At 67.6% G+C, this 12,545-nt stretch carries 10 protein-coding genes and 1 riboswitch; of the genes, 7 read left to right on the top strand and 3 right to left on the bottom strand.

The features are described 5' to 3' along the window. The first annotated feature begins 4 nt into the window (after positions 1 to 4). Complete coding sequence (gene ftsY / locus ACTHQX_RS00155; RefSeq protein WP_440155062.1) at positions 5 to 1,213, top strand: signal recognition particle-docking protein FtsY; 1,209 nt, start codon at positions 5 to 7, stop codon at positions 1,211 to 1,213. A gap of 74 nt (positions 1,214 to 1,287) precedes the next feature. On the opposite strand, the gene ACTHQX_RS00150 is transcribed toward ftsY, so the two are convergent. Next, on the bottom strand, positions 1,288 to 2,538 hold the full coding sequence (locus ACTHQX_RS00150) for an MFS transporter (protein ID WP_440155060.1): 1,251 nt from the start codon (positions 2,536 to 2,538) through the stop codon (positions 1,288 to 1,290). A gap of 227 nt (positions 2,539 to 2,765) precedes the next feature. On the opposite strand from ACTHQX_RS00150, the gene ACTHQX_RS00145 reads away from it, so the two are divergent. Together ACTHQX_RS00145 and ACTHQX_RS00140 are read left to right on the top strand one after the other, a co-directional pair. After that, complete coding sequence (locus tag ACTHQX_RS00145) at positions 2,766 to 4,124, top strand: ammonium transporter (protein WP_236803777.1); 1,359 nt, start codon at positions 2,766 to 2,768, stop codon at positions 4,122 to 4,124. After that, positions 4,121 to 4,459: a P-II family nitrogen regulator gene (locus ACTHQX_RS00140; RefSeq protein WP_003806050.1), complete on the top strand. Its 339-nt coding sequence runs from the start codon at positions 4,121 to 4,123 to the stop codon at positions 4,457 to 4,459. The genes ACTHQX_RS00145 and ACTHQX_RS00140 overlap by 4 nt, the downstream gene beginning before the upstream one ends. Positions 4,460 to 4,556: 97 nt before the next feature. Here ACTHQX_RS00140 and ACTHQX_RS00135 read toward each other — a convergent pair whose 3' ends face one another. Beyond that, positions 4,557 to 5,945 carry a glucose-6-phosphate dehydrogenase gene (locus tag ACTHQX_RS00135; RefSeq protein ID WP_440155059.1) on the bottom strand — a complete coding sequence of 463 codons (1,389 nt, stop codon included), beginning with the start codon at positions 5,943 to 5,945 and terminating at the stop codon, positions 4,557 to 4,559. 84 nt (positions 5,946 to 6,029) lie between these two features. Between ACTHQX_RS00135 and ffh the strand changes: the two genes are divergently transcribed. Beyond that, on the top strand, positions 6,030 to 7,613 hold the full coding sequence (gene ffh, locus ACTHQX_RS00130) for a signal recognition particle protein (RefSeq protein WP_440155058.1): 1,584 nt from the start codon (positions 6,030 to 6,032) through the stop codon (positions 7,611 to 7,613). A 56-nt stretch (positions 7,614 to 7,669) separates the two neighbouring features. Beyond that, complete coding sequence (locus ACTHQX_RS00125; RefSeq protein WP_236803771.1) at positions 7,670 to 8,404, top strand: alpha/beta fold hydrolase; 735 nt, start codon at positions 7,670 to 7,672, stop codon at positions 8,402 to 8,404. Positions 8,405 to 8,485: 81 nt separating this feature from the next. Here ACTHQX_RS00125 and thiC read toward each other — a convergent pair whose 3' ends face one another. Beyond that, on the bottom strand, positions 8,486 to 10,285 hold the full coding sequence (gene thiC, locus ACTHQX_RS00120) for a phosphomethylpyrimidine synthase ThiC (protein ID WP_440155057.1): 1,800 nt from the start codon (positions 10,283 to 10,285) through the stop codon (positions 8,486 to 8,488). Next, positions 10,281 to 10,388, bottom strand: a riboswitch (TPP riboswitch). It overlaps the preceding gene by 5 nt. Before the next feature lie 35 nt (positions 10,389 to 10,423). On the opposite strand from thiC, the gene ACTHQX_RS00115 reads away from it, so the two are divergent. Both ACTHQX_RS00115 and ACTHQX_RS00110 read left to right on the top strand, forming a co-directional pair. After that, a complete protein-coding gene (locus ACTHQX_RS00115) occupies positions 10,424 to 11,506 on the top strand; it encodes an amidohydrolase family protein (RefSeq protein ID WP_440155055.1) in 1,083 nt (360 codons plus the stop codon). Positions 11,507 to 11,584: 78 nt separating this feature from the next. Further along, positions 11,585 to 12,460 (top strand): VOC family protein, encoded by an 876-nt coding sequence (locus ACTHQX_RS00110; protein ID WP_440155053.1) that lies wholly within the window; start codon positions 11,585 to 11,587, stop codon positions 12,458 to 12,460. The last annotated feature ends 85 nt before the right edge of the window (positions 12,461 to 12,545 follow it).

Genomic DNA, 12,545 nt, shown 5'->3' with positions numbered 1-12,545 from the left:
GGGTGTGAATGACATTATCCCCATTCTTCTGCCCATTCTGGCTGCCCTGGTAGTTATCGGCGGGCTGGTCCCGGTGCTGATGAAGGCCCGGAAATCCCGCACGCAATACCTCGGCACCCGGGACGCCAACGACCCCGTTGAGCCGCTCGGCGGCGGAGGAACGCTCCTGGAGGACCGCCCGGCTGCACCTGCTGACCGTCAGGCGCCGGACGCCGTCGACCTGGAAGGCCTGGAAACCGAGGTCCCGGATGACGCGGCCGGCCTGGAAACCATTCCCGTGGAGACGCCGCTGCCCGTGGCGGGGCGGCTCAACCGCCTCCGGGAGCGCCTGGTCAAGTCCAACAACGTGCTCGGCAAGGGCCTGCTGGCGCTGCTCTCCAGCGACAAGATCGACGAGAACGTCTGGGATGAGGTGGAGGAAACCCTGCTCCTGGCCGACCTTGGCACCGAACCGACCATGCAGCTTGTGGATGCGCTCCGCGAACGCGTGAAGGTCCTGGGCACGCGCGACCCCGAGCACGTTAAGGCGCTGCTGCGCGAAGAGCTCATCAAGATCGTGGACCCGTCCATGGACCGGAGCCTGCGGGTGGACCGGCACGCGGACAGGCCGGCCGTCATGATGGTGGTGGGCGTCAACGGCGTCGGCAAGACCACCACGGTGGGCAAGCTGGCCCGGGTGCTCGTGGCGGAGGACAAGGACGTCATCCTCGGCGCGGCGGACACCTTCCGCGCGGCCGCGGCAGAACAGCTGGCCACCTGGGGACAGCGTGTGGGCGTTCCCACCGTGAAATCCGATATCGACGGCGCGGACCCGGCGTCCGTGGCGTACGAGGCCGTCAAGGCCGGCATCGACCAGGAAGTCGACGTCGTCATGATCGACACCGCCGGCCGCCTGCAGAACAAGGTCGGCCTGATGGACGAGCTCGGAAAGGTCAAGCGCGTCGTGGAGAAGCTGGCCGAGGTGGACGAGGTCCTCCTGGTGCTGGACGCCACCACCGGCCAGAACGGGCTCAACCAGGCACGGGTCTTCGCCGATGTGGTCAACATCACCGGCATCGTGCTGACCAAGCTGGACGGAACCGCGAAGGGCGGCATCGTCGTCGCCATCCAGAAGAGCCTCGGAGTACCCGTGAAGCTCATCGGCCTCGGCGAGGGCGCGGATGACCTCGCACCGTTCGAGACCGAGGGTTTCGTCGACGCCCTCCTGAACTAGTCGCTCTCCCAACTGGGTAGCAGCAGGGGGCGTTCCCAGTCTTGGGAACGCCCCCTGCTGCTACCTACATGCGTTTAAGGGGCGTCTGCAGGCTCGCGGTGCACCGTCTCCCGCGCGGCCAGCCAGCCTGCCGCGGCGACCAGGAGCACCGCGCCCGTGGCTGCGAAGGCCCAGCTGTAACCCAGCCGGTCGGCCAGCAAACCGACGAGCACCGGCCCAAGGATGGCACCGATGTCCGAGGTCATCTGGTAGGCCGCCAGTACAGGTCCGCCGGAACGTTCGCGGCCAATCACATCGGCAACCGCCGCCTGTTGCGCGGGATTGAGCATTCCCGCTCCCACTCCCGCCAGCATCGAGGCGGCCAGGAACCACCCCAGCCCCTGCGTCAGGCCAATCCCGGCCGTCGCCGCGCCCGTGACCACGAGCCCCGCCACCATCATCGGCTTCCTGCCCAGGCTGTCGGCAAGCCGGCCCGACACGGTCAGGGCGAGGGCATTCCCGGCGGCGAAGACTGCCAGCGCCCAGCCCGCCGCCCCGGGCCCGGAGTTCAGGGCCGTAACGGCAAACAGCGGCACCGTGGCCATGCGGACACCAAAAGTAGCCCAGCCGTTGGCGAAGCTGGAGAGCATGGCGGCCCGGTAGGCGCTGTCGCCGAAGGCCTCGCCGAGTTTCATGGCCGGCGAAGCCGCTGCCTGGCCGCGGGCAGAGCCGGGAACATGGCTGAGCTGCGTCTGCACCACCAGGGCAGCCAGGACGAGCGCGCCGGCGTACGCCAGGAACGGGATGCGCAGGCCGAAGCCGGCGAGCAGGCCGCCGACGATAGGCCCGCAGACGTTGCCGATCAGGAACGCCGACGCGTACGCGCCGGACACCCGGCCGCGGCTCTCCGGCGGGGCCAGCCTGATGACCAGCGCCATCGATGCCACCGTGAACATGACCGATCCGGCACCGCCCAGCCCGCGGAACACCAGCAGCTGCCAGTAGCTCTGGGCGAAGGCGCAGGCCGCCGTGGACGCCGCCACGATGAGCAGTCCAGCGACGTAGACCGGACGCTCGCCGAGCCTGCCGATAAGGGCGCCGCCGGCGGGCGCGAACAGCAGCCGCATGAGCGCAAAGATACTGACGATGACAGCGGCGGCTGTCGCGCCGACGTCGAACGTGGTGGCGAATTGCGGCAGCACCGGCGCCACCAGGCCAAAGCCCAGCGCAATCAGGAAGGCTGCGACAAGCATCACCTTGATGTCACGGGGCAGCGGAGCGCCGTCGGCGCGGCGGACCGCGGTGAAACGAAGTTTGCCCGCGGCATTACGGGGGAGTGGGCTCATGAAGCGGCGAATCCTTGCTGAACAGGCACGGCGGACGTTTGGGGGCGATGAAACATAACCGTAACAAGCAGGATATGCACCATTTACGTCAGGGAGGTTGTTGTAACAGACCGGCAATCTAAATCCTCCGCCAGCGAAACACACCGGGGCAAAACTTGATCCAGGACGCAAAAGGCGTTGGGCAGGCGGATCACTCCGCAGCATTCGATCAAGAGAGGACGTGCACCATGGAACTTACCGCAGGTCACGTATGGCTCATGGTGGCGGCGGCACTCGTGCTGTTCATGACACCAGGTCTGGCATTTTTCTACGGCGGCATGACGCGCGCCAAGGCAGCACTGAACATGATGATGATGAGCTTCATCTCCATCGGCATGGTCGGCGTGGTGTGGGTACTCTGGGGCGCATCGATGAGCTCCGGCGAGGGATTCCTGCAGATTGTCGGGAACCCGTTCGCCACGTTCGGCCTCGAGGGCATCACCACCCCTGACGGCCTCATCAAGGTCGGCTACGCGGCCACCTTCGCAATCATCACTGTCGCCCTCATCAGCGGCGCCATCGCGGACCGCGCCAAGTTCGGCGCCTGGAGCGTCTTCGTGCCCGTCTGGGTCACGCTGGTGTACTGCCCCCTCGCCTACATGGTCTGGGGCGGCGGCCTCTTCGGACCCGAGGGCGCCATCGGCAAGGCTCTCGGCCCCGCGATCGACTTCGCCGGCGGCACCGTGGTACACATCAACGCCGGTGTGGCCGCGCTGATCCTGGTCCTCATCATCGGCAACCGCAAGGGCTTCGGCAAGGACCCGAACCACCGCCCGCACAACATCCCCTTCGTCATGCTCGGCGCGGCCATTCTGTGGTTCGGCTGGTTTGGCTTCAACGGCGGCGCCGCCACCACCGCGGAACAGGGCGGCCTGATCTGGGTCAACACCCTGGCTGCTCCGGCTGCGGCCATGCTCGGCTGGCTGGTCACCGAACGCGTCCGTGATGGCCACCCCACCTCGCTGGGTGCTGCCTCCGGTGTGGTCGCCGGTCTGGTCGCCATCACCCCGGCCTGCGCAAACGTCAGCCCGGTCGGTGCCCTTGGACTCGGCGTTGTCGCCGGTGTGGCCTCGGCCCTCGCTGTCGGCCTCAAGTTCCGCTGGGGCTTCGATGACTCACTGGACGTCGTCGGCGTCCACCTCGTCTCCGGCATCATCGGCACCGTTGCCCTCGGCTTCATCGCCCTTCCGGCCGACGGCGTCGGCGGCGGCCTCTTCTATGGCGGCGGCTTCGCCCAGCTCTGGGCCCAGCTGGCCGCAGCCGGCATCGCCATCGCCTACTCGGCTGTCCTGACCGCGATTATCGCAGTGGCCATCCACAAGACGATGGGCTTCCGGGTCTCCCAGGAGCAGGAAGCCGTGGGCGTGGACCTCAGCCTGCACGCAGAAACCGCCTACGAGTTCGGCGTCGGCGGCCACGGCGGCAGCTTCCAGCCCCTGCACGAGCTGATCACCGGCGGGCAGACCAGCGGCACCGACGCTGTTCCCGCAGGCAGCGACGGCAAGAACACAGCAGCAGCAACAGGTAAGGAAAGCGTGGGGGCATGAAACTGATCACAGCAATCGTTCGTCCGGAGAAGCTCGAATCGATCCGCGAAGGCCTGGAGGCCTACGGGGTCCAGGGCCTGACGGTCAGTGCGGCCAGCGGCTACGGCCGGCAGCGCGGCTACACCGAGGTCTACCGCGGCGCCGAGTACAACGTGGACCTGCTGCCCAAGATCCGCGTGGAGGTGCTCGCCACGGACGAACAGGCTGACGACATCCTGGATGTCATCATCGCCAGCTCCAACACGGGCCGGGCCGGCGACGGCAAGGTCTGGACGGTCGACGTGTTCGAAGCAGTGCGGGTGCGGACGGGTGAACGCGGCGTAGCCGCCATCTAGCACCGGCAGCAGCCCAACGCAGCGAGAGGGCCGGTCACCACAACGGTGACCGGCCCTCTCCGCGTTAAGCCTTGGGGCGCTTAGGCTGTTTGGGCGCTTAAGCCTGTTTGGGCGCGGGCCCGCCTGAGCCGGCCCGGTATTCCTCCAGCGGCACCTTGCCTGCTGCCCAGGCAGCCAGTACCGGCTCCACGATCCGCCAGCATTCCTCGGCGGTGTCGCCCCTGACGGACAGCAGGGGATCGCCGGTCAGGACGCCTTCCAGCACTTCGCCGTACGGGAGCAGCTCGGAGGCGTTGAGCTCGGCCACGAGTGCGGCGCGGTCCAGGCTGAAAATGTCCCCGGGGCCGTTGACGTCGACGTCGAGCTCCAAGGTGTCCGGGCCGAAGCCGATCCGGAGCGTGTTGGGCGTGTCCCTGCCGGTGAATCCGGCGGGCAGGTGCGGAACCGGCCGGAAGGTGACCACAGCCTCCTTGCGCTTGGTCCCGAGGGCCTTGCCGGAACGAAGGATGAAAGGCACGTCCTTCCAGCGCCAGTTGTCGATGTGCACGTGCACCTCCGCCAGGGTCTCGGTGTTCCGGTCCGGGTCCACGCCCTCTTCCCCTGCGTAATCGGGGACGTCCTTGCCGCCGAGGCGTCCCGCCAGGTAGCGCGCCCGCCGGGTGCTGTCCGTGTAGGGCGGCTTGATGCTGCTGGCCCGCAGGACGGCGGCGACGGCGTCGCGGAGGTCGCGCTCGCCGATGGTGGCCGGCGGCTCGATGGCCAGCAGCGCCATGATCTGCAGCAGGTGGCTCTGGATCATGTCGCGCAGCGCGCCCGCACCGTCGTAATAGCGCGCACGGCCCTCCAGGGCCAGGTCCTCGTCGAAGATGATTTCCACTTTGGCGATGTGGTCGCGGCTCCAGACCGGCTCCAGGAAATTGTTGGCGAACCGCAGGCCAAGGATGTTCAGGACAGTGGCCTTGCCCAGGAAATGGTCCACCCGGTGGATGTGGTCCTCCGGGACAAGGGACAGGAGTGTCCGGTTGAGTTCGCGGGCCGACTCCTCCCCGGCGCCGAAGGGCTTCTCCATGACCAGACGGGTTCCGGCGGGGACCTGTTCCGGGCGCAGGATTTCGCAGGCCTTCTGGCTCACCTGCGGCGGCAAGGCGAAGTAGACGGCAATGGGCCCCTCAAGGCCTGCCAGGAGTTCTGCGAGCGGGCCGTCCGCGGTGACGTCGGCCTGGTGGTATTGCGTGGACTTTGCCATGGCCGCCAGCGCGTCCCTGCCGGCGTCCGTCGCCGTTTCGGCGGCAGCGTCAAAGGCGGTGTGCACACGTTCCTGCCACTGTTCAGGTGACCACGGGTCCGAGCCGGCCCCCACGAGCAACAGGCCGGCGGCACGTCCTGTGGCCACCAGCCTGGCCAGGCCGGGAAGGAGGAGCCGTCCGGTGAGATCGCCGGAGGCACCGAGGATGAGCAGGGTTTTCACAGTCGTTTGGCTCGTCACCCTGCCAGCATGCCACCTTGCAGGCGTGTCTTGATACCCTAGATAGTCGAGTCTCGTACATCCACTGAAAGAAGTGCACGGCGCGTGTTCAATTCACTCTCTGACCGGTTGACAGCAACCTTCAAGAACCTTCGCGGCAAGGGCCGCCTCACCGAGGCAGATGTCGACGCCACAGTCCGCGAGATCCGGCGCGCCCTGCTGGACGCGGATGTTGCCGTGCCCGTGGTCCGCGAGTTCACCGGGCAGGTCCGTGAACGCGCGCTTGGCGCCGAGGTCTCCGGGGCACTGAATCCCAGCCAGCAGATCGTGAAGATCGTCAACGAGGAACTTGTTGAGATCCTCGGCGGCGAGACGCGGCGCATCCGGATGGCCAAGACCGGCCCCACCATCATCATGCTCGCCGGCCTCCAGGGTGCCGGCAAGACCACCCTGGCCGGAAAGCTCGCCAAGTGGATGAAGGCGCAGGGCCACAGCCCCCTGCTCGTCGCCTGTGACCTCCAGCGCCCCAATGCCGTCACGCAGCTGCAGGTAGTGGGCAAGCGCGCGGGAGCTCCCGTCTTCGCTCCGCACCCGGGCGCCACCTCCGAACTGGCGCACCCGGCCGGCGATCCCGTCGCCGTGGCACGGGCCGGCGTCGAGGAAGCACGCCAGAAGCTGCACGACGTCGTCATCGTGGACACCGCCGGCCGTCTCGGCGTCGACGCCGACATGATGGAGCAGGCGCGCCAGATCCGCCGCGCCATTGTGCCCAACGAAGTCCTCTTCGTGATCGACTCCATGATCGGCCAGGACGCCGTTAACACGGCGACCGCCTTCGACGAAGGCGTGAACTTCACCGGCATCGTGCTGTCAAAGCTCGACGGCGACGCCCGCGGCGGTGCCGCGCTGTCCGTTTCGTCGGTCACCGGCAAGCCCGTGATGTTCGCCTCGACCGGTGAAAGCCTGGACGACTTCGAACTGTTCCACCCGGACCGGATGGCCTCGCGCATCCTGGACATGGGTGACGTCCTGTCCCTCATTGAGCAGGCTGAAAAGTCCTGGGACAAGGACGAAGCCGCCCGGATGGCGAAGAAGTTCGCCGACCAGGAGGACTTCACCCTCGACGACTTCCTCGCCCAGATGCAGCAGATCCGCAAAATGGGCTCCATGAAGAAGATGCTCATGATGATGCCCGGTGCGCAGAACATCCGGCAGCAGCTGGAGCAGTTCGACGAGCGCGAAATCGACCGGGTGGAGGCCATTGTCCGCTCCATGACCCCGCACGAGCGTGTGGCCCCCAAGATCATCAACGGATCGCGCAGGGCCCGCATCGCCCGGGGCTCCGGCGTGCACGTATCCGAGGTCAACGGGCTGCTGGAGCGCTTCGCCCAGGCCCAGAAGATGATGAAGAAGATGGCCCAGGGCGGCGGCATGCCGGGAATGCCCGGGATGCCCGGGATGGGGGCAGGCGGCGCCCGGAAGGGCGGCGGCAAGAACGCGCCCAAGAAGAAGGCGCGTTCCGGCAACCCGGCCAAGGCGGCGCAGGAGCTTCGCGAGGCCGAGGCCAGGCGGGCCGCCGGGGCCAAGGCGGTGCCCACCGGAGCCGCCTTCGGCCAGCAGTCGGGCGACTTTGATCCGTCCCAGCTGAACCTCCCCAAGGGCTTCGACAAGTTCATGGGCGGCAAATAGGGAGCACGGTCATGTCGGCCGGCGCCGATGTCAGACTGCTGCCATAAGGTTGGGTCATGTTTAAGCAGCGGGTAGTGTTCGTCCACGGTGCCGGTAACTTCGGCTCCGTAGCGTGGCCGCGCCAGCACGGCATGGCCCTGCAGTATGACGCCCTGTTTCTGCGGCGCCACGGCTTTGACGCCGAGGCAGAGCCGCTGGAAACCGACTTCGCCGAGGACGCCCGCATCGTGCTGCGGTCCCTGGCTGACGACGGCCGCGGGGCCGCCGGGGGCCACGTGGTGGCGCATTCGCAGGGGGCCATCGCAGCGATGATGGCCGCCGTCGAACGCCCTGACCTTGTCTTCTCGCTGACGCTCGTCGAGCCGGCATGCCTGTCGCTTACCGCTGAATTGCCGGCCACCGCCGCGCACCGTGCCCTGATGGAGCCGCTGTTCGAAGTCCGGCACCAGCTTGGCGACGACGACTACGAGCGTGAGTTCCTGCGGCGGGCCTTCGCCGCGGACACGCCGGAGCCCAGTACCCCCGAGGCTAGGCGCGCGGCCAGGAGACTGCGGCTGCAGGCACCGCCGTGGCAGGCGCCGCTGCAGATCGTGCCTGGTGTTCCCACCCTGGTCCTCACCGGCGGCTGGGAGCCGCTGTACGAGGAAATCGCCGGCTACCTGCGCGAGACCGGTGCCCTGCACCGCATCGCTGCCGGAGGGCACCGGCCCCACGATTCACCCGAGGGTGACCGCTACATTCGGTCATTCATCGCCGCGGTCAGCCGCCGGGAGCAGCCCCAAGCCTCCTAAAGGCCCGGCCTCCTGGGCAACGTTCCGGCGCCCACATCCGGCCGGCCCCCAATGCCAGCCGGACGTGGTCACGACCGCCGGCTAGTTGCTCGCGGACTCCGGAAGCCGCAGCTCCGGCAGATATACCTTTCCGCCTGCAGCCAGGAACTCCTGGCTCTTCTCGCGCATGCCCTCCGCCATCTCCGCGAGGGCGGCCTGCGCCTCGGCGGAGCCGTACTCGTTCCGGATGTCCTGGCTGATCCGCATGGAGCAGAACTTGGGACCGCACATGGAGCAGAAGTGCGCCGTCTTGGCGGGCTCGGCAGGCAGTGTCTCGTCATGGAAGGACTCGGCCGTCACCGGGTCCAGGGACAGCGCGAACTGGTCGCGCCAGCGGAACTCGAACCGGGCCTTGGACAGCGCATCGTCCCGCTCGTTCGCGCCGGGGTGACCCTTCGCAAGGTCGGCCGCGTGGGCGGCGATCTTGTAGGTAATGACGCCGGTCTTCACATCGTCCTTGTTCGGCAGGCCCAGGTGTTCCTTGGGCGTGACGTAGCACAGCATGGCCGTGCCGTACCGGGCGATTTCGGTGGCGCCGATGGCCGAGGTGATGTGGTCGTAGCCGGGGGCCACGTCCGTGACCAGCGGGCCCAATGTGTAGAAGGGCGCACCCTTGCAGAGCTCCTGCTGGCGCTCAACGTTCTCACGCACCAGGTGGAACGGGATGTGCCCGGGCCCTTCCACCATCACCTGCACGTCGTACTCCCAGGCCCGCTGGGTCAGCTCAGCCAGGGTGTCCAGTTCGGCGAACTGCGCGGCGTCGTTGGCGTCCGCCGTCGCGCCCGGCCGGAGGCCGTCGCCCAATGAGAAGGCGACATCGTACTTCGCGAAGATCTCGCACAGCTCGTCGAAGTGGGTGTACAGGAAGTTTTCCTGGTGATGGGCCAGGCACCAGCCGGCCATGATCGAGCCGCCGCGGGAGACGATGCCGGTGACACGGTTCGCCGTGAGCGGGACGTACCGCAGCAGCACGCCGGCGTGGATGGTCATGTAGTCCACACCCTGTTCGCACTGCTCGATGACGGTGTCGCGGAAGATTTCCCAGGTCAGGGCGTTCGCCTCGCCGTTGACCTTTTCCAGGGCCTGGTAGATCGGGACCGTGCCGATGGGGACGGGGGAGTTGCGGATGAGCCACTCACGGGTGGTGTGGATGTCATCGCCCGTGGACAGGTCCATCACCGTGTCCGCGCCCCACTGGGTGGCCCACTGCAGCTTGTCTACCTCCTCGGCGATGGAGCTGGTGACCGCCGAGTTGCCGATGTTGGCGTTGATCTTCACAAGGAACGCCTTGCCGATAATCATCGGCTCGGATTCCGGGTGGTTGATGTTGGTGGGGATGATGGCCCGTCCGGCGGCGAGTTCGCTGCGGACCAGTTCCACATCGCAGTTCTCGCGGAGGGCCACGAAGCGCATCTCGGGGGTGATGGTTCCCTGCCGCGCATAGTGCATCTGCGTCACAGTCTTCCCGTCCGCCGCACGGCGGGGCACCGGCCGGGCGCCTTTCCATTCGGCAGAAGCCGCGCCGCGGCGCACGGCTGATCTGCCGTCGTCGAGCAGGTTCCGTCCACGGCCGTCGTACGGCTCCGTGTCCGCCCGTGCCGCAATCCATTCCGCGCGGAACGGCGCAAGGCCCACCACCGGGTCGCTGCCCGGACCCGCCGTGCGGTAAACGCGCAGCGGCTCGTTCTGCTCACCGTTCGGTGAAGGCTCCAGCGCGATTTCCGTTACCGGAACCCGCAGGCCGTCCCCCTCCAGATAAGCCAGTGAATGGGATTTCAGCGACTGCGTTACGGCGGCGGAACCATTTTGGGCAGGGGTCTGCTGTGATTTCTGGGTGCTCAATTTACTGCTCACTTCCTTCGCCGGCATTACCCGGACAGGTTCAACGGTCGCAGGCTGCACCAGCCTGATCTCAGCCCCTGCAGGGGCACCCGTGTGGTCGTAGACGAAGCTACCACAGCTGCGCCTTAGGCTAGGGTCATGGCGCACATCATCGAATTCAGCGGACCCGTGCTCACTGCGGCGGATGAGGAACGCCGCGGGCTCTGGGCGGTGGACGGGAAGCTGACGTTCAATGCTCCCGGCCAGCGCCCGGACGCCGTGCTGGACGGCTGGGTCCTGCCCGGCTTCGTCGACGCCCACTGCCACATCGGGCTGGGTCCGGGCGGTGCCGTGGACGACGACGTGGCGTATGACCAGGCCATGACGGACCGCAACGCCGGCACGCTGCTGGTCCGGGACGCGGGAGCGGCCAGCGACACCAGATGGCTGCAGCAGCGGGCCGACACGCCGCGGATCATCAGGGCCGGCCGGCATGTGGCCCGGTCCCGCCGGTACCTGAGGAACTTTGCGGTGGAAGTCGAGCCGGAGGGCCTCGTGGAAGCGGTGCGCAAGCAGGCGAGGGAGGGGGACGGCTGGGTCAAGCTGGTGGGGGACTGGATCGACCGGACCGCGGGCGACCTCGCGCCGTCGTTCCCGGCCGCTGCCGTGCGGGACGCCGTCCGGGCCGCCCACGACGAGGGGGCCAGGGTCACGGCGCACTGCTTCGGCGAGGACACCCTGGACGACATGCTGGACGCCGGCATCGACTGCATCGAGCACGCCACGGGCCTGCTGCCCAGGCACATCCCCCGGTTCGTTGAGCAGCAGGTGCCGATCGTGCCGACACTCATCAACATCGCCACCTTCCCGGACATCGCCAGCCAGGCTGAGGAGAAGTTCCCGCGGTATGCGGAGCACATGCGCGCACTGTGGGCCCGCCGTCGCGAGCGTGTCCTGGAAGCCTACGAGGCCGGCGTCGAAATCTATGCGGGAACGGATGCCGGCAGCGTGATCCGCCACGGCCGCGTCGCGGACGAAATCCTCGAACTCCACGCCACCGGGCTTCCGGCACGTGCGGCGCTGGACGCGGCCTGCTGGCGTGCCCGCCGCTGGCTGGGGGCCGAGGGCCTGGCGGAAGGCGCGGACGCTGACGTGGTGCTGTGCCGGGAAGACCCGCGAGCCGTGCCGGAGACCATCCGGAGCCTCACGAATGTGGTGCTCCGGGGCACAATCGTGCATTAGGAATAAATTGAAGCTTCAAGTAATTTAGAGATGTAGAGGTCGCCGAAATCCGGTGGCCCGGACATCCGGGAGTATTCAATGACAGCAGCAGACAGCAGCCAGGACTTGCTTCCTGCCGACCTCACCATGGGCACCGTCATGCTCAAGGTGGGCGACATGAAGCTCATGACCGACTACTACCAGCGCGCCCTCGGCCTCGACGTCGTCGCCGAGCAGGACGGCGGCCTCTACCTCGGCCGGCTCAAGACGCCGCTGGTGCACCTCGCTCCCGCTCCGGGCCTCAACATCCCCGGCCGCGGTGAGGCCGGCCTCTTCCACACGGCGCTTCTGTTCGAAGACCAGTCCTCGCTGGCCGCCACCATTGCCAGCGCGGCCCAGTACGAGCCGCAGTCTTTCGCGGGCAGCGCGGACCACCTCGTGAGCGAGGCGTTCTACTTCACCGATCCGGAAGGAAACGGGATCGAACTCTACTGGGACCGCCCGCGCGAGGCATGGTCCTGGGACGGCGGGAACGTGGTCATGGACAGCCTGGCGCTGCCGCCGCAGAAGTACCTGCAGGACCACCTCACGCAGCAGTCCATGGAAGGCCAGCGCGGCACCGACGCGGAGGTGGGGCACGTCCACCTGCAGGTGGGTGACGTCCAGTCGGCCCACGACTTCTACGTCGGCACCCTGGGATTCGAAAAAACGGCGGGCTGGCACGGCCAGGCCCTCTTTGTGTCGGCCGGCGGCTACCACCACCACATGGCCATGAACGTCTGGAACAGCCGGGGTGCCGGCCCGCGCCGGGACACGCTGGGCCTGGGTGAGGTGCTCATCGAGGTGCCGTCCGGTGACGACGTCGGCGCCCTCGCCGACCGCCTCAGGGTCGCCGGAGTCGAATCGCACCACACCGGCGCCGAGCTCCGGTTTGAGGATCCGTGGCGCAACCGCCTCCGCGTCGCCGTGCGCTAAGTCGTGTGAACGCAGTTGGGTTAGGCTGATTTCGAAGAGCCCCGGCCGGTACTGCCGCTGCCGGGGCATGCACCGCCGACGGAAT

This window comes from Arthrobacter sp. SAFR-023, assembly GCF_051965295.1.
In the GTDB taxonomy this organism is placed as follows: Bacteria; Actinomycetota; Actinomycetes; order Actinomycetales; family Micrococcaceae; genus Arthrobacter.
Note: the sequence above shows the minus strand (reverse complement) of the source record. Positions and strands in the feature narration are given on the sequence as shown.

Excerpts from the sequence above, each read along its gene's own strand:
- ACTHQX_RS00150 (WP_440155060.1), bottom strand. The coding sequence starts at position 2,538 with ATGAGCCCACTCCCCCGTAATGCCGCGGGCAAACTTCGTTTCACCGCG.
- ACTHQX_RS00145 (WP_236803777.1), top strand. The coding sequence starts at position 2,766 with ATGGAACTTACCGCAGGTCACGTATGGCTCATGGTGGCGGCGGCACTC.
- ACTHQX_RS00140 (WP_003806050.1), top strand. The coding sequence starts at position 4,121 with ATGAAACTGATCACAGCAATCGTTCGTCCGGAGAAGCTCGAATCGATC.
- ACTHQX_RS00125 (WP_236803771.1), top strand. The coding sequence starts at position 7,670 with ATGTTTAAGCAGCGGGTAGTGTTCGTCCACGGTGCCGGTAACTTCGGC.
- ACTHQX_RS00115 (WP_440155055.1), top strand. The coding sequence starts at position 10,424 with ATGGCGCACATCATCGAATTCAGCGGACCCGTGCTCACTGCGGCGGAT.
- ACTHQX_RS00110 (WP_440155053.1), top strand. The coding sequence starts at position 11,585 with ATGACAGCAGCAGACAGCAGCCAGGACTTGCTTCCTGCCGACCTCACC.